The sequence below is a fragment of the Kitasatospora sp. NBC_01300 genome, from assembly GCF_041435235.1.
Lineage (GTDB): Bacteria > Actinomycetota > Actinomycetes > Streptomycetales > Streptomycetaceae > Kitasatospora.
Window position 1 is genome coordinate 4795710 of sequence record NZ_CP108408.1, and the last position, 15881, is coordinate 4811590.

Consider the following 15881-nt stretch of genomic DNA (forward strand, 5'->3'; position numbering starts at 1 on the left):
CAATCTACCTGGCAGAAAGTCTGCCCAGCCGGTCCTGTTGCCGGGCCGCGTGGGCCTGGCGGGTGGCGTAGAGGGTGACGGCGGCGGCGAGGGTCATGGCGGTGAGGCCGACGGTGGCGGCGCCGGGCCAGCCGGTGGCGTGGTAGGCGTCGGCGCCGAGGGTGCCGCCGAGGCTGTTGCCGAGGTAGTAGGCGATCAGGTAGAGGGCGGAGGCCTGGGCGCGGCCCTCGGTGGCGGTGCGGCCGACCGCGGAGGAGGCGGTGGCGTGGCCGGCGAAGAAGCCGGCGGTGATCAGGACCAGGCCGAGCAGGGCGCAGACCAGGGACTCGGTGAGGGAGAGCAGCAGCCCGGCGGCGGTCACGCCGATGGAGACGTAGAGCGCGCCGCGGCGGCCGAGCCGGGCGGCGAGGCGGCCGGCGGCGGCGGAGGTGCCGGTGCCGACCAGGTAGACGACGAAGATCGAGGCGGCGACGGACTCGGGCAGGTGGAACGGCGCCGAGATCAGCCGGTAGCCGACGGTGTTGTAGACCGCGCCGAACACGGCCATGAACAGCAGTCCGAGCGCGTACAGCCGCACCAGCAGCGGGTTGCGCAGGTGCCGGCCGACGGTGCGGGCCAGGGCGCGGGCGTCCACCGGGGCCGGGGTGAAGTGCCGGGCGGCGGGGATCAGCAGTCGGAAGGCGAGCGCGGCGAGCAGGGCGAGGGCGGCGGAGGCGGCGAGGCCCCAGCGCCAGCCGAAGGCCGCGGCGGTCCAGCCGGAGAGCAGTCGGCCGCCCATGCCGCCGATGCTGTTGCCGGCCACGTACAGGCCCATCGCGGAGGCCAGGGCGCTGGGGTGGACCTCCTCGGCGAGGTAGGCCATGGCGGTGGCGGGCAGCCCGGCCAGCGCGGCGCCCTGGAGGACGCGCAGCACGACGAGGGTGGTGAGGTCGGGCGCGAACGGCAGGGCGAGGGCGAGGGTGGCGGCGGCGAGGGTGGAGGCCGTCATGACGGCGGTGCGGCCGTACCGGTCGGACAGGGCGCTGGCGGGGAGCAGGGCGAGCGCGAGTCCGAGGGTGGCGGCGGAGGCCGTCCAGCTGGCCTGGCCGGGGGTGAGGTCGAGGTCGGCCGAGAGGATCGGCAGCAGGCCCTGGGTGGAGTAGAGCAGGACGAAGGTCGCGACTCCGGCGGCGAACAGGGCGAGGTTGGCGCGGCGGAAGGCGCGCTGGCCGGGGCGGTGGCGGTCGTCGTGCGGGGCGGCGGGGGCGGGGGCATCCGGGGTGGTCACGGATGCCCTGGTATCGGCGGGCTGCATGTCGTCGACGGTAGGCGCGCTGCGGTTGATGCGTCCAATGCATGAACGGTGGATGATCGATGCGTTGTCGTATGAGTCGAGGTGGTGGCGGGATGGCCGGGGCGGACAGGGCGGACGTGACGGACGGCACGGAGCCGCGGTACCGGGTGGCGGAGTTGGGGCCGGACGAGCCGGCGGTGCTGCTGGCGCCCCGGCTGGCCCAGTTCGCGGCGGTGGCCCGGCTGGAGCACGTGACGCGGGCGGCCGCGCTGCTCGGGGTGCCGCAGCCGACGCTGTCGCGGGCGGTGGCCCGGCTGGAGGAGGAGCTGGGCGTGGACCTGCTGGCCCGTCAGGGCCGGACGGTCCGGCTGACCAGGGCGGGCCGGCTGCTGCTGGCCTCGGTGGAGCGGGCGCTGGCGGAGGTCGAGCGGGGGGCGGAGGCGGCCCGGGCGGAGGCCGATCCGGCGGCCGGGCGGGTGGCGTTCGGCTTCCTGCACACGATGGGGACGGACGCGGTGCCGGCGCTGCTGCGCGGGTTCCGGGTGGGGCATCCGCAGGTCCGGTTCCAGCTGGTGCAGGACTACGTCGGGGCGATGCTGGAGCGGTTGCGGGCGGGGGAGTTGGACCTCTGCCTGGTCGCGCCGCTGCCGGACGATCCGGCCTTCACGGCCCGCCCGCTGGACGAGCAGCGGCTGCACCTGGTCGTCCCGGCGGACCACCGGCTGGCGGGCCGGCGGCGGATCCGGCTGGCGGAGGTGGCCGAGGAGCCGTTCGTCGGGCTGGAGCAGGGGTACGGGCTGCGCGCGATCACGGACGGCTTCTGCGCGCAGGCCGGGTTCGTGCCGCGGCTGGCCTTCGAGGGGGAGGAGGCGGAGACGCTGCGCGGGCTGGTCGCGGCCGGGCTGGGAGTGGCGCTGCTGCCGCCGGCGCTGGTGCCGCGGCCGGGGGTGGTGGAGCTGGAGGTGACGGCGCCGCGCACCCGGCGGGCGATCGGGCTGGCCTGGGCGGCGGGGCGGCCGCTGACCCCGCCGGTGGCGGCGTTCCGGGACTTCGTGCTGTCCCGGCGGGGCCGGTTGCTGCAGCACGACTGAGCCCCCGCTGGGCCGCGACTGACCCGCCGCTGGGCCACGACTGACTCGCCGCTGGGCCACGACTGACCCGCAATGGGGCCGCAGCGGGGCCGCAGGGGGGCCGAATGTGCCGCGGATGACCCGGGCGGTGGAATTCCCGGTGGACTTTCGTCGAACCGGCCGTGTTAACAGTGGTGGGTCTACGCGCGTAGGGGCTATATTTCCGCAATGGAGAAGCAGATCCCTGTCACCGCCGCGGGCGCCGGCCCGCGCATCCCCACCCCCGACCAGATCCGCCGCGCGCCGAAGGTGCTGCTGCACGACCACCTCGACGGCGGGCTGCGCCCGGAGACGGTCGTCGAGCTGGCCGCCGCGGTCGGCTACGAGGGCCTTCCGACCACCGACGCCAAGGAACTCGGCGAGTGGTTCCGCGAGGCCGCCGACTCCGGCTCGCTGGTCCGCTACCTGGAGACCTTCGCGCACACCTGCGCCGTGATGCAGACCCGCGAGGCCCTGATCAAGGTCGCCGCCGACTGCGCCGAGGACCTGGCCGCCGACGGCGTCGTGTACGCCGAGGTCCGCTACGCCCCCGAGCAGCACCTGGAGGCCGGCCTGTCCCTGGACGAGGTCGTCCAGGCCGTGAACGAGGGCTTCCGCCTCGGCGAGGCCAACGCCCGCGCGGCCGGCCACCGGATCCGGGTCGGCACCCTGCTGACCGCGATGCGGCACGCCGCCCGCTCCACCGAGATCGCCGAACTGGCCAACCGCCACCGGGACCAGGGCGTCGTCGGCTTCGACATCGCCGGTGCCGAGGCGGGCCACCCGCCCACCCGCCACCAGGCCGCCTTCGACTACCTCAAGGGCGAGAACAACCACTTCACCATCCACGCGGGCGAGGCCTTCGGCCTGCCGTCGATCTGGGAGGCCCTGCAGTGCTGCGGCGCCGACCGGCTCGGCCACGGCGTGCGGATCGTCGACGACATCACGGTGGCCGAGGACGGCAGCGTCGAGCTCGGCCGGCTGGCCGCGTACGTGCGCGACAAGCGCATCCCGCTGGAGATGTGCCCGACCTCCAACCTCCAGACCGCGGCGGCCACTTCGTACGCCGAGCACCCGATCGGGCTGCTCAGCCGGCTGAAGTTCCGGGTCACCGTGAACACCGACAACCGGCTGATGAGCGGCACCAGCATGAGCCGCGAGTTCGGGCACCTGGTGGAGGCCTTCGGCTACACGCTGGGGGACATGGAGTGGTTCACGGTGAACGCGATGAAGTCCGCGTTCCTGCCGTTCGACGAGCGGCTGGCGATGATCAACGACGTGATCAAGCCGGGGTACGCCGAACTGAAGGCGGAGTGGCTGTTCAGCTCGGGCACCGGCGACAGCTGAGCGGCCTTGCCCGTTCGAATGGTCGGGTGAACGCCCATGTCCCGAAGGGGAGTTGGCGTTCATCCGACTACTCACTCGGGTGAGTGAACGCCCTTTGGTCCTCGCGCGGCGCACTCACTACGGTGTGCCCGTCCATGCTGACAGGCCGTGGCGGCGGTAGCCCGTCCGCCCCGTCCCGATGTCGGCCACCGACGACGACCCAAGGGACGAACCATGAAGCAGGCTCTCAAGGCCGCCGGCACCGCGGCGCTCGGCATCGCCATCGCGGCGGTGGGCGCCGGTACCGCCTCCGCCGCCGCCCCCGGCGGCCTCGGGCTGCCCACCGGCGCGGTCACGAACCCCGCGGTGACCGGCGCGGTCACCGACACCGCCGCCAAGCTGCCCGGCGGCGACAAGGTCACCGGCACGCTCGGCACCCTCACCCCGGCCGCCGGCCAGGCGGCGCCCGCCCCGGCCGCCGAGGCCGGTGCCGCCACGCGTGGCGCCATCCCGACCATCCCCGGCGTCGACAAGACCCCCATCGGCGGGCTGACCCACACCCTGCCGCTGCCGGGCCTGACCGGCTGATCCGGCCGCAGGCACGGCGACGGGCCGTCCGCCCCGGTGATCCCGGGAGCGGGCGGCCCGCCGTCGTACCGGACCCGGCGCGACGGCGCCGGGCGTACGGCTCCCGGGCTTACGGCTCCTGGGGGAGCACCGCCCAGAGGACCAGGTAGACCAGGCACTGGAGCCCGGGCAGGATGATCGAGATCAGGAAGATCAGTCGCACGGTCCACGGCGTCACGCCGTAGCGCTCGGCAAGACCGGCGCAGACGCCGGCGATGACGCGGTTGTGACGGGGACGGGCGAGACGGGCGCTCATGGGTCAACTCCGTGTCGTGGCACCCGATCCGGCCGATCCGGCGGGCTTAATTTCCACTCTCCGCCACCGCGCTCCCGGAAACGTCCACCTGGCAGTCGATTCGACACCCCGCCGACTCGCCGGTGAGGCGTAGCCGGGTGTCGGGGTCCGTCTCGGGGTCGCCCGGACGCGGATGGCCCCAGGTGGCGCCCGCCCGGCGGCGGGAAAGCCCGTTGCGGTCCGGCGGCGGGCCGGTCTAGCCTCTCCGGCAACACGTCGAGGGAGACGAGTACCTCCGGGCCCCGCGGGCCGAGAGAGCCGCCGGCAGCTGTGAAGGCGGCCCCGCGCCCCGGAGCGAAGACACTCCCGAGTGCGGGGAGGAAATGCCCCGCCGGCCGGCCCCCGTCAACGGGCCACAACGAGGCCGCCGCCCGCGCGGGCGGCGGCGAAAGTGCGGTGGCACCGCGAGTTGCCCTTCTCGCCCGCACTCCGAAGGGATCACCACGACGCCCCTGGAGGGCCGCGATGATCCACCCGACGACCCGTGTCCTGGCCGCCGAACTACCCGGCCACGTCGGCGAATCCGTAGAGATCAGTGGCTGGCTGCACCGCCGCCGCGCACTCAAGTCCGTCACCTTCCTGGTGATCCGGGACCGCTCCGGACCGGCCCAGGTGGTCGCCACCGGCGCCGGCCCCGACCTGCCGGAGGAGACCGTCCTGCGGATCCGCGGCACCGTCACCGCCAACCCGCAGGCGCCGGCCGGCGTCGAGCTGACCTCGCCCACCGTCGAGGTGCTGTCCAGCCTTGCCGAGGCGCCCCCGTTCAGCCTGTTCCGGCCGACCGTCGAAGCCACCCTCCCGGTGATCCTCGACGGCGCCCCCGTCACCCTCCGCCACCCGCGCCTGGCCGCCCTGCACCGGATCACGGCGGCCTCGGTGGGCGGGTTCCGGGCCACCCTCGACGGCCTGGGCTTCACCGAGATCCAGACCCCGAAGGTGGTCTCCTCGGCCACCGAGTCCGGGGCGAACGTCTTCGCGCTGGACTGGTTCGGCCGCCCCGCCTACCTCGCGCAGTCGCCGCAGTTCTTCAAGCAGGCGATGGTCGGGGTGTTCGAGCGGGTCTACGAGACCGGGCCGGTGTTCCGGGCCGAACCGCACGACACCGCACGGCACTTGGCGCAGTACACCAGCCTCGACGCGGAGCTCGGCTTCATCACCGACCACCGCGAGGTGATGGCCGTGCTGCGCGAGGTGGTCGCCGGGATGGTCGCCTCGGTGGCCGAGCGGGCCGGCGCCGCCGTCGACCTGCTGGAGGTGAAGCTGCCCGAGGTCCCGGCGGAGATCCCGCAGCTCCACTTCGCCGAGGCGATGCGGCTGTTGGGCGTCGACGAGCCGGACCTCGCCCCGGCGCACGAGCGGTGGCTCAGCGAGTGGGCGCTGCGCGAGCACGGCAGCGAGTTCCTGTTCGTGGTCGGCTACCCGATGCGCAAGCGGCCCTTCTACACCCACCCGGAACCGGGCCGCCCGGAGTACTCCAACAGCTTCGACCTGCTCTTCCGCGGGCTCGAACTGGTCACCGGAGGCCAGCGGCTGCACCGGCACGAGGACTACCTGGCCGCGCTGGCGGCCCGCGGCGAGCCGGTCCAGCCGTACGAGGGCTACCTGCGCTCCTTCGCACACGGGATGCCGCCGCACGGCGGGTTCGCGCTGGGGCTGGAGCGCTGGACGGCACGGCTCACCGGCACCGACAACATCCGCCGGACCACGCTCTTCCCCCGCGACCTGCACCGCCTGACGCCCTGACGCCCTGACACCGACGGGCGGGGGCGCCGGACGAACCGGAGCCCCCCGCCCGTCAATGGCGGATCGGCGAGCAGCTACTGCGCCTGCCCGGCCGGTGGCACCCCGGCGAGTGCGGGAGGGCGGGCCTCAGCGGGCGGGGGGCGTGGGCTCGGCGTAGGCGCGGGCGCGGGCGACCGGCGGGCCGACCAGGGTGGTCACCTTGGGCGCGGGCGCAGCTCCGGGCACCGGCACCCGGACCTGCGGGCGCCAGTCGCGCAGCAGCCGTCGCAGGCCGGGGACGAGGGCCAGGTGGGTGACGGCCACGCCGATCACGGCGAGCAGTATGTGGTCGACGTTGAGGACGTGCCCGGGCGTCCAGGAGGAGAGGAACTCCAGGCCGGTCGCCAGCAGGGCGGAGGCGCCGGTGGTGCGCAGGAAGGACGGCAGCCAGGGGGCCCGCAGCCGGCCGCCGGCCAGCGGGAGCAGCACGCCCAGCGGGGCCAGCAGGAGGAGCTCGCCGAGCACCTGCCAGCCGGTGGAGGAGCGGAGGGAGGCCAGCGGCGTCAGGTTGGTGTCGTACACCCAGGGAACCGGCAGCGGCCTCAGCACCACCAGCCAGAGGACGAGGGCCAGGTGACAGGTCAGGCCCGCCAGTCCGGCTGTTCGAAGGGGACGGTGGACGGCCGTCGCCGGCCGGTTCCTGGTCCGTGCGCCGGAACGCTCGTCGCGTGTCCTGGTGCCATCTCGCTGCACGGGGGGAAGGACGTGGGCCGGTGGCGCAGTGGTTCCACCCCGGGCGTGAACATTCCGAGGCGCGCCCCCGGCTGCCCGCAGCCCCGGCGCCGAACGGCGGAACGGCGGGGCGACGGGCAAACAGGCAGACGGGCAGACGGGACTACCGGCAGGGCGCCGAGGTCGGCACCGCGCCGAACACGTTGTCGGTCGGCGGGGTGGCGGGCACCACCGTCGGCGACGGGCTCGGGCTCGCACCGGCCTTGGCGGCGCCGCGGGCCGGCGGGGTCGGCGTGGGCGCCGGCGGCGTGGCCAGGGCGGTCGGTATGTGCGGGGCGGTCGGGCAGGCCGTCCGGCTGGCCGGGGCGCCCGCGTCCACCGGGACGGCGGTCGGCCGGATGCCGCAGCCGGAGGCGAGCGCGAGCAGCAGCAGGGCGCCGGCGGTGCGGCGCAGGGCGGTGCGGGTGGGGGCGGTCACGTGGCGTCCTTGTCCTGGGCGGCGTCGCCGACGGGGCCGTCACCGGTGTCGCCCTCGTCCGGCGGAGGCGGCGGGGCCAGCGGCAGCGTCAGCGTGAACACCGCCCCGACCTCCCCGTTCGCCGCCGTGATCGTGCCCCCGTGGATCTGTGCGTTGGCCATCGCGATCGACAGCCCCAGGCCGCTGCCCTCCGAGCGGGCCCGTCCCCGGTCCGCCTTGTAGAACCGGTCGAAGACGTGCGGCAGCACGTCCTCGGGGATGCCCGGGCCGCTGTCGGAGACCTCGATGACGACCGAGCCCGCCGTCTGCCGGACCTTGACCCGCACCGGGGAGCCGCCGTGCTTGAGCGCGTTGCCGATCAGGTTGGCGAAGACCACGTCGAGCCGGCGCGGGTCGACGACGGCCAGGATGCCGCGCGGGGCGTCCAGCTCGACGGCGTCGTACCAGGCCCGGCCGTCGATGCAGGACATGATCAGGTCGGCCATGTCCACCTCGTCGGCGACCAGCTTGGCGGTTCCGGCGTCGAAGCGGGTCACCTCCATCAGGTTCTCCACCAGGTCGGACAGCCGCCGCGTCTCGCTGACCACGAGCCGTACGGCCGGCGCGATCATCGGGTCCAGCGACTCGGCCTCGTCCTCCAGGATGTCGGTGACGGCGGTCATCGCGGTCAGCGGCGTGCGCAGCTCGTGCGACATGTCGGCGACGAACCGCCGGCTCTGCGCCTCGCGCGCGCTCAACTCCTCGACCTGCTCGTGCAGCGACTCCGCGGCCCGGTTGAACGTCCGCGCCAGGTCAGCGAGTTCGTCCCCGCCCTCGACCTCCAGCCGGGTGTCCAGGTGTCCCTCGCCGAGCCGTCGGGCGGCGTCGCCGAGCCGCTTGACCGGCCGCAGCACGGTCGACGAGGCCGCCTGGGCGAGCAGCGCCGAGCCGATCAGCGCGAGCAGCGTGGCGATGGCCAGTGACCAGCCCAGCGTGTTGAGGTCCTTGCGTTCGTTCTCCAGCGACTTGAACATGTACGCCGTCGGGCCGGTCGGCACCACCTTGGTGCCGCCGATCAGGAACGGCTGGCCCGCCAGGTTCTGCCGCTGCCAGTACAGGTGGTACGGGTACGGGTTGCTCTCGGTGACCTCGCGCTGCCTGGCGACGGTGGACCGGAGCGCCGCCGGGACGTCGGCCAGCGTGAACTGCCCCGGGTCGGAGGAGGCCGTGCACTCCGGGTGCGCCGGGTCGGCCACCACCACGTCGTAACTCAGTCCGGAGCTGGCGACGGTGGACGCGAGCGCGGTCAGGTCCGGGCAGCTCGCGTTCAGCGGCAGCTCGGAGACGTTGCGGCTGAGCGAGACCCGGAAGTCGTTGAGCGCGTTGTCCTGGGCTCGCTTGAGCACCGCGTCGCGGTTGAGCCAGTAGGCGATGCCGGAGGCCGAGACGGCGGCAAGCAGCGCGACCGCCGCGAACACCGCGATCAGCCGTACGCGCAGGGAACGCAGCCTGCGCCACGGGCCCGCGGCGAAGCGGCGGGCCGTCGTCTGATGATCAGTCACAAGAGCCTGTCGTCGTACGGAAGTTCAGGGAGTTCAGGAATTTCGGGCAACCCAGGCGGGTCAACAGGGCGGCAACCAGCAGGGCGGCAACCGGGAGGACGGGAAGCAGGAGGACGGGAAGCAGGAGGACGGCGAACAGGGGAACGGGGGAGGCACTCAGGCCGGCGGGTCCAGCCGGTAGCCCACACCGCGGACGGTGCGGATCAGGGTCGGCGCGGACGGGACGTCCTCGACCTTCGCCCGCAGTCGCTGCACGCAGGCGTCCACCAGGCGGGAGTCACCCAGGTAGTCGTGCTCCCAGACCAGCCGCAGCAGCTGCTGGCGGGAGAGCGCCTGGCCGGGGCGGCGGCTGAGCTCCAGGAGCAGCCGCAGCTCGGTCGGGGTGAGCTGGAGGTCCTGCCCGTCCTTGGTGACGGTCATCGCCGCCCGGTCGATCACCACGGTGCCGTACGCGGAGGAGTCGGAGCTCTCCCGCTCGCCGCGCCGCAGCACGGCCCGGATCCGGGCGTCCAGCACCCGTGGCTGCACCGGCTTGACCACGTAGTCGTCGGCGCCGGACTCCAGGCCGACCACCACGTCGATGTCATCCGAACGGGCGGTCAGCAGGATGATCGGCAGCTGGTCGGTGCGGCGGATGCGGCGGCAGACCTCGAAGCCGTCGATTCCGGGCAGCATGACGTCCAGCACGATCAGGTCGGGCCGCTGCTCCTTGAAGAGCCTCAGACCGTCCTCGCCGGAGGCGGCGGTGGCCACGCGGTGGCCCTGGCGGGTGAGGGCGAGTTCGAGGCCGGTCCGGATGGCGTCGTCGTCCTCGATCAGAAGGAGGAAAGGCACGGCCCCATTTTGGCCCACTCGAAGCGTCGAATCACCCCCAGGACCGGTCACCGCCCGTACGGGAACCGGAAGGAGCACTACCGGCGTCCGGTACGGAGGGAGGCGGACCGGGACGAAAGGCCCGCCCCTGTGACACCCCTGTGACAGTCGGCGGACAGCGCCATCACAACCGGCGGGCAAGATTTTCCATGTCGCCGCAGGACAGCGGGCCAACCCGGCCGGCTGGAAGGCGGCAACAGGAACCGCTCGTACCGACCCAGGGGGCGCACGATGAACGCCATGCTTCAGACCCGGACCAACCCGGCTGTCCGCACCGCGCGTTCGTCAGCCACCGCCCCGCGGACCCGGTACGAGGTCAGGACCGACGAGAACTCCGGTGCCGTGACCGTACGGGGGTGCGCGCACAGCACCGGTGGAAACCCTGTCGCCCGCCGGGTGAGCGGCGGCGCAAGGACGGGGGAGCTGTACGGGATCGGCCGGGTGGGGAACGCGGCCGACTCCGGCAACACCCTCACGCTGCGGGGGATCCTCCCCGTGCGCGTCGAGGGCAAGGACGCTCCGGCGGGGAACCGGGGCGTCGGCGGGAACGGCCTGCGGACGGTCGGCTCGGGGGAGTCGGCCGGCCGCGAGGCCGCCGGTGCGACGCTGCTGCAGCTGAACCCTGCGGCGGCCCGCACCACCGAGGCGGGACGGGCGGACGCGCAGGGCGAGCACCCGGCCGTCGCGGAGGACCACATCACGGAGTTCACCGCGTACGTGCGTGAGCGCCGCGCCTCCCTCTACGCCACGGCGTACCACCTCACCGGTGACCGCTACGAGGCCGAGGACCTGCTGCAGAGCGCGCTCTTCAGCACGTACCGGGCCTGGGGCCGGATCACCGACAAGGCCGCGGTCGGCGGGTACCTCCGCCGCACCATGACCAACCTGCACATCTCCGCCTGGCGGCGCCGCAAGGTCAACGAGTACCCGACCGAGGAGCTGCCGGAGACGGCCGGCGACACCGACGCGATGGGCGGCACCGAGCTGCGCACCGTGCTCTGGCAGGCGCTGGCGAAGCTTCCGGAGAACCAGCGCACCATGCTGGTGCTGCGGTACTACGAGGGCAAGACCGACCCGGAGATCGCCGACGTGCTGGGGATCAGCGTCGGCACGGTCAAGAGCAGCATCTGGCGGGCGCTGCGCCGGCTGCGCGAGGACGAGCACCTGAACAAGTCGGGCGACACCGTCCGGGCGTTCGGCGAGCTGGTCGCCTGACGCGGACGCGGGTGACGCGAAGGAGTGGAACTCCCGCCGGGGGACGGGTAGCGGACGGTCGCGGTGCGTGGACGCCGGCTCGGGGGAGCGACGAACACGGGGAGCCCGACGGCCGTTCGGGGAAGGCGACGGGCCCGGTGCGGGGGAGACGCACCGGGCCCGTCGTTCTTCGTGTCTTCGTTCCGCGTGGAGCACTCGTCCGGAGACGGCCCACCCGAACGGAGCAGGCCCAGCCGGATGACGGCCCAACCGGATGACGGCTCAGACGGAGGACAGCTCCCGCCGCCCGGCCGCGGCGCGGATCCGGCGCTCGGCCTCGGCCCCGGCGCACGGGTGGGAGCCCAGGGTGACCTGCCGCCCGACGATGGACCGCTCGGCGCGCATCAGCCGCCAGCCGCGGCGCAGCAGTACCGGCAGCGACTTGCGGCCCTCCCGGACGTCCCGGCGCAGCCGGCGCCAGGCCGTGGTGAGCGCGCCGTTGCGCAGGCACAGGGCATCGCCGAGCAGGCCCTCGGCGGCGCACTCGGCGGTGATCTCGGCGGCGAAGATGCCCTCGGCGATGAACGCGGGGGCGCCGTCCAGGTCCAGGGCGCGGGTGGCGATCCGGCCGTTGTCCGGGATCGAGTACACCGGGACGTCGGCGCGGCCGGTCTCGTACAGGCTGCGGATCGCGGCGACGGCCTGGTCGCGGTGCCAGGCGAGCGGGGAGTCCCAGTCGACCGCGCCGTCGGGCAGCAGCGGCAGGGTGGGGTCGTCCCCGTCCTTGTAGAAGTCGTCCAGTTGCAGGACCGGCAGCCCGCTGCGCTCGGCGAGCGAGGACTTCCCGGAGCCGGAGGGGCCGGACAGCAGGACGACCCGGGCGTGGGTCGTCGGCACAGGATTCAGCGGGTCGTCACTCACGGGACACCAGTCTGACGCATCCGGGCCCGATGCCGAAACCCGCTGGATCACACCTTCTGCGAGCTCCGGGGACCGGCGAGCCGGAGGACGGCGTCGAAACGGCACGGAAGGTCGAAACGGCACGGAAAGGCGACGGACCCGCGCCAGGGGGGGAGAGGCGCGGGTCCGTCCAATGACCGTCCGGGCCCTGGGGGGGAGAGGGCACTGGGGACGGCCAGTCTGTGGAGTTGTTACTCGGTGGTCGACGGGGCGGTCAGATCCCCATCGGGTGCCAGACCGTCTTCGTCTCCAGGAACGAGAGTAGCCGGTCGGTACCGGGCGCATTGGTCCAGTCCTGGGCGAACGGGTCCAGCTCCGGACGGACCACCCTCTTCAGGGTATCCGCGGCGGCCGCTTCCAGCGCCTGCGCCGCGCCGGGGCCGTCGGCGGCGATCGCGCCGGTGAGGTCCACGGCGTTGACGTCCTGGTGCGAGGCCAGGGTGGGCGCGATGTCGGCGGTCCTGCCCGAGATGATGTTGACCACGCCGCCGGGGACGTCCGAGGTGGCGAGCACCTCGCCCAGCGACAGGGCCGGCAGCGGGGCGTCCGCGGCGGCCGCGACCACGACCGTGTTGCCGGTGGCGATCGCCGGGGCGATCACCGAGACCAGGCCGAGCAGCGAGTGCCCGTACCCGGCCTGCGGGGCGACGATCCCGACCACGCCGGTCGGCTCCGGGGTGGAGAGGTTGAAGAAGGGGCCGGCGACCGGGTTGGCGCCGCCCGCGATCTGGGCGACCTTGTCCGTCCAGCCCGCGTACCAGATCCAGCGGTCGATCGCGGCGTCCACCAGCGCGGCGGCCTTCTTCGGGCCGATGCCCTCGGCGGCGGAGACCTCGGCGGCGAACTGCTCGCGGCGGCCCTGCAGCATCTCGGCCACCCGGTACAGCACCTGGCCGCGGTTGTACGCGGTGGTGCCGGCCCAGCCCTTGACCGCCGCGCGGGCGGCCAGGACGGCGTCGCGGGCGTCCTTGCGGGTGCCCAGCGGGGCGTTGGCGAGCCACTGGCCCTTGGCGTCCGTCACCTCGTACACCCGCCCGCTCTCGGAGCGCGGGAACTTCCCGCCGACGTACAGCTTGTAGGTCTTGAAGACGTCAAGACGCGTGGCGACATCAGACATCGAGGTAGGCCTCCAGACCGTGGCGGCCACCCTCGCGGCCGTAACCCGACTCCTTGTAGCCGCCGAACGGCGAGGTCGGGTCGAACTTGTTGAAGGTGTTGGCCCAGACCACGCCGGCCTTGAGCCGGCTCGCCGTCCACAGGATGCGCGAGCCCTTCTCCGTCCAGATGCCGGCGGAGAGGCCGTACGGGGTGTTGTTGGCCTTCGCGACCGCCTCGTCGGGGGTGCGGAAGGTCAGCACCGACAGGACCGGGCCGAAGATCTCCTCCTGGGCGATCCGGTGGGCCTGGCTGACGCCGGTGAACAGGGTCGGCTTGAACCAGAAGCCGGTGCCCGGGAGTTCGCACTCGGGCGACCAGCGGTCCGCGCCCTCGGCCTCGCCGGCGTCGGTCAGCTCGGTGATCCGGGCCAGCTGGGCGGCCGAGTTGATGGCGCCGATGTCGGTGTTCTTGTCCAGCGGGTCGCCGACCCGCAGGGTGGACATCCGGCGCTTCAGGGCGTCCAGCAGCTCGTCCTGGATCGACTCCTGGACCAGCAGGCGCGAGCCCGCGCAGCAGACGTGGCCCTGGTTGAAGAAGATGCCGTTGACGATGCCCTCGACCGCCTGGTCGATCGGCGCGTCGTCGAAGACGATGTTCGCGGCCTTGCCGCCCAGCTCCAGCGACAGCTTCTTGCGGCTGCCGGCCAGCTGCCGGGCGATCGCCTTGCCGACCGGGGTGGAGCCGGTGAAGGCGACCTTGTTGACGTCCGGGTGCGCGGTGAGCGCGGCGCCGGTGCGGCCGTCGCCGGTGACGATGTTGACGACGCCCTTCGGCAGACCGGCCTGGCGGCAGATCTCGGCGAAGCGCAGGGCCGTCAGCGGGGTGGTCTCGGCCGGCTTGAGGACGACGGTGTTGCCGGTCGCCAGGGCGGGCGCGATCTTCCACGCCAGCATCATCAGCGGGAAGTTCCACGGGATGACCTGGCCGGCCACGCCCAGCGGGCGCGGGTTCGGGCCGAAGCCCGCGTAGTCCAGCTTGTCCGCCCAGCCGGCGTAGTAGAAGAACCACGCGGCGACGGTCGGGATGTCGAAGTCGCGGGTCTCGCGGATCGGCTTGCCGTTGTCGATCGACTCCAGCACGGCCAGCTCGCGGCTGCGCTCCTGGATGATCCGGGCGATCCGGAACAGGTACTTGCCGCGCTCGCTGCCCGGCAGCGCCGACCAGTCGGCGAAGGCCTTGCGGGCGGCGGCGACCGCGCGGTCCACGTCCTCGTCGGTGCCCTGGGCGAACTCGGCGAGCACCTGCTCGGTGGCCGGGTTGACCGTCTTCAGGGCCTCGCTGCCGGAGGAGTCGACGAACTCGCCGCCGATGAAGTGGCCGTAGGAGGTGGCGATGTCGCCCGCGGCGGCGGGGGACTCGGGGGCCGGGGCGTAGGCGAAGAGGCCGGAGGCCTTCGCGGGCTCCTCGATGTTCTTCTTCTTGGCCATGGTGATCAGTCCACCGTCACGTAGTCGGGGCCGGAGTAGCGTCCGGTGGTGAGCTTCTGGCGCTGCATCAGCAGGTCGTTGAGCAGGCTGGAGGCACCGAAGCGGAACCAGTGCGGGCTCAGCCAGTCGTCGCCGAGGGTCTCGTTGACCATCACCAGGTACTTCATCGCGTCCTTGGTGGTCTTGATCCCACCGGCGGGCTTCACACCGACCTGGACGCCGGTCTGCGCCTTGAAGTCGCGGACCGCCTCCAGCATCAGCAGGGTGACCGGCGGGGTCGCGTTGACGGCGACCTTGCCGGTGGAGGTCTTGATGAAGTCGGCGCCGGCCAGCATCGCCAGCCAGGAGACGCGGCGCACGTTGTCGTACGTCTGCAGCTCGCCGGTCTCGAAGATCACCTTGAGGTGGGCGCTGGTGCCGTCCGGGCGCTTGCACGCCTCCTTGACGGCGACGATCTCGTTGAAGACGTCGTAGTAGCGGCCGGAGAGGAAGGCTCCCCGGTCGATCACCATGTCGATCTCGTCGGCGCCCGCGGCGACCGCGTCGGCGGTGTCGGCGAGCTTCACCGGGAGGGCGGCGCGGCCGGCCGGGAAGGCGGTGGCCACCGAGGCGACCTGGATGTCGGTGCCCCGCAGGGCGTCCTTCGCGGTGGCGACCATGTCCGGGTAGACGCAGATGGCGGCGACGCGGGGGGTGGTCGGGTCGGTCGGGTCGGGGGTCCTGCCCTTGGCGCACAGGGCGCGCACCTTGCCGACCGTGTCCGCGCCTTCCAGCGTGGTCAGGTCGATCATCGAGATCGCCAGGTCGATGGCGTAGGCCTTCGCCGTGGTCTTGATCGAGCGGGTACCGAGGGTGGCGGCACGCGCCTCAAGGCCGACCTGGTCGACGCCGGGCAGGCCGTGCAGGAAGCGGCGGAGCGAGGCCTCGGACGCCGCAACGTCCTGAAGGCCGCTGCCCGCAACGCCGAGGGCATTGGCTGCAACAGTGGACATAGTCACCAGAGCAGCATATCTACGCGCGTAGTCGACCGCTAGGGGCCCTGCCTTTCGTGGCCGGACCGAGACCTCGGAGACGGCGGAGGGGTGGCAGGGGGCGTGTACGGCCGGGCCGCGCGGTGACCGGCGACCGGGTGGTCCGGGGGTGGCATTCGATGCCGGACCGAGACC

The 15881-nt window shown here is 73.3% G+C and carries 15 protein-coding genes; 5 read left to right on the plus strand and 10 right to left on the minus strand.

All coding sequences use genetic code 11. From position 1 onward, the window contains the following. Positions 1-4 precede the first annotated feature (4 nt). The gene (locus tag OG556_RS21370) at positions 5-1294 is read right to left on the minus strand and encodes an MFS transporter (RefSeq protein WP_371518509.1); all 1290 of its coding nucleotides are present in this window, start codon (positions 1292-1294) and stop codon (positions 5-7) included. Between the two features lie 92 nt (positions 1295-1386). On the opposite strand from OG556_RS21370, the gene OG556_RS21375 reads away from it, so the two are divergent. The 3 genes from OG556_RS21375 (at position 1387) to OG556_RS21385 (ending at position 4296) form a co-directional block, all read left to right on the plus strand. Then, a complete protein-coding gene (locus OG556_RS21375) occupies positions 1387-2364 on the plus strand; it encodes a LysR family transcriptional regulator (RefSeq protein WP_371518510.1) in 978 nt (325 codons plus the stop codon). 207 nt (positions 2365-2571) lie between these two features. Next, positions 2572-3729: an adenosine deaminase gene (locus tag OG556_RS21380; protein ID WP_063349058.1), complete on the plus strand. Its 1158-nt coding sequence runs from the start codon at positions 2572-2574 to the stop codon at positions 3727-3729. Positions 3730-3942: 213 nt separating this feature from the next. Continuing rightward, positions 3943-4296, plus strand: coding sequence for an ATP-binding protein (locus OG556_RS21385; RefSeq protein WP_350877273.1), 354 nt, complete (start codon positions 3943-3945; stop codon positions 4294-4296). A 109-nt stretch (positions 4297-4405) separates the two neighbouring features. On the opposite strand, the gene OG556_RS21390 is transcribed toward OG556_RS21385, so the two are convergent. Next, a complete protein-coding gene (locus OG556_RS21390) occupies positions 4406-4591 on the minus strand; it encodes a PspC domain-containing protein (protein ID WP_371518512.1) in 186 nt (61 codons plus the stop codon). 504 nt (positions 4592-5095) lie between these two features. Between OG556_RS21390 and aspS the strand changes: the two genes are divergently transcribed. Then, positions 5096-6373 carry an aspartate--tRNA(Asn) ligase gene (gene aspS, locus OG556_RS21395; protein ID WP_371518513.1) on the plus strand — a complete coding sequence of 426 codons (1278 nt, stop codon included), beginning with the start codon at positions 5096-5098 and terminating at the stop codon, positions 6371-6373. Positions 6374-6499: 126 nt separating this feature from the next. Here aspS and OG556_RS21400 read toward each other — a convergent pair whose 3' ends face one another. The 4 genes from OG556_RS21400 to OG556_RS21415 form a co-directional block, all read right to left on the minus strand. Further along, positions 6500-7006 carry a VanZ family protein gene (locus tag OG556_RS21400; RefSeq protein WP_371522793.1) on the minus strand — a complete coding sequence of 169 codons (507 nt, stop codon included), beginning with the start codon at positions 7004-7006 and terminating at the stop codon, positions 6500-6502. A gap of 241 nt (positions 7007-7247) precedes the next feature. Then, the gene (locus tag OG556_RS21405; protein WP_371518514.1) at positions 7248-7562 is read right to left on the minus strand and encodes a hypothetical protein; all 315 of its coding nucleotides are present in this window, start codon (positions 7560-7562) and stop codon (positions 7248-7250) included. Beyond that, a complete protein-coding gene (locus OG556_RS21410; protein ID WP_371518516.1) occupies positions 7559-9103 on the minus strand; it encodes an ATP-binding protein in 1545 nt (514 codons plus the stop codon). Before OG556_RS21410 ends, OG556_RS21405 begins: the two co-directional genes overlap by 4 nt. 156 nt (positions 9104-9259) lie before the next feature. Next, complete coding sequence (locus tag OG556_RS21415) at positions 9260-9937, minus strand: response regulator transcription factor (protein WP_063349065.1); 678 nt, start codon at positions 9935-9937, stop codon at positions 9260-9262. Between the two features lie 591 nt (positions 9938-10528). On the opposite strand from OG556_RS21415, the gene OG556_RS21420 reads away from it, so the two are divergent. After that, positions 10529-11191, plus strand: a complete 663-nt coding sequence (locus tag OG556_RS21420; protein ID WP_107453068.1) for a SigE family RNA polymerase sigma factor — start codon at positions 10529-10531, stop codon at positions 11189-11191. Positions 11192-11452: 261 nt separating this feature from the next. Here OG556_RS21420 and OG556_RS21425 read toward each other — a convergent pair whose 3' ends face one another. The 4 genes from OG556_RS21425 to deoC all read right to left on the minus strand — a co-directional run bounded on the left by OG556_RS21425 (position 11453) and on the right by deoC (position 15707). After that, positions 11453-12091, minus strand: coding sequence for a hypothetical protein (locus tag OG556_RS21425; RefSeq protein WP_063349066.1), 639 nt, complete (start codon positions 12089-12091; stop codon positions 11453-11455). A gap of 253 nt (positions 12092-12344) precedes the next feature. Beyond that, entirely contained in the window at positions 12345-13247 is a 903-nt protein-coding gene (locus OG556_RS21430) for an aldehyde dehydrogenase family protein (protein ID WP_350877287.1), read from the minus strand. Continuing rightward, a complete protein-coding gene (locus OG556_RS21435) occupies positions 13240-14715 on the minus strand; it encodes an aldehyde dehydrogenase family protein (RefSeq protein ID WP_363369190.1) in 1476 nt (491 codons plus the stop codon). Before OG556_RS21435 ends, OG556_RS21430 begins: the two co-directional genes overlap by 8 nt. Positions 14716-14720: 5 nt before the next feature. Beyond that, positions 14721-15707: a deoxyribose-phosphate aldolase gene (gene deoC / locus OG556_RS21440; RefSeq protein ID WP_350877291.1), complete on the minus strand. Its 987-nt coding sequence runs from the start codon at positions 15705-15707 to the stop codon at positions 14721-14723. Between the last annotated feature and the right edge of the window lie 174 nt (positions 15708-15881).

Coding starts and splice junctions, on each gene's coding strand:
- OG556_RS21380 (WP_063349058.1), top strand. CDS start 2,572: ATGGAGAAGCAGATCCCTGTCACCGCCGCGGGCGCCGGCCCGCGCATC.
- OG556_RS21375 (WP_371518510.1), top strand. CDS start 1,387: ATGGCCGGGGCGGACAGGGCGGACGTGACGGACGGCACGGAGCCGCGG.
- OG556_RS21435 (WP_363369190.1), bottom strand. CDS start 14,715: ATGGCCAAGAAGAAGAACATCGAGGAGCCCGCGAAGGCCTCCGGCCTC.
- OG556_RS21370 (WP_371518509.1), bottom strand. CDS start 1,294: ATGCAGCCCGCCGATACCAGGGCATCCGTGACCACCCCGGATGCCCCC.
- OG556_RS21390 (WP_371518512.1), bottom strand. CDS start 4,591: ATGAGCGCCCGTCTCGCCCGTCCCCGTCACAACCGCGTCATCGCCGGC.
- aspS (WP_371518513.1), top strand. CDS start 5,096: ATGATCCACCCGACGACCCGTGTCCTGGCCGCCGAACTACCCGGCCAC.
- OG556_RS21430 (WP_350877287.1), bottom strand. CDS start 13,247: ATGTCTGATGTCGCCACGCGTCTTGACGTCTTCAAGACCTACAAGCTG.
- deoC (WP_350877291.1), bottom strand. CDS start 15,707: ATGTCCACTGTTGCAGCCAATGCCCTCGGCGTTGCGGGCAGCGGCCTT.
- OG556_RS21385 (WP_350877273.1), top strand. CDS start 3,943: ATGAAGCAGGCTCTCAAGGCCGCCGGCACCGCGGCGCTCGGCATCGCC.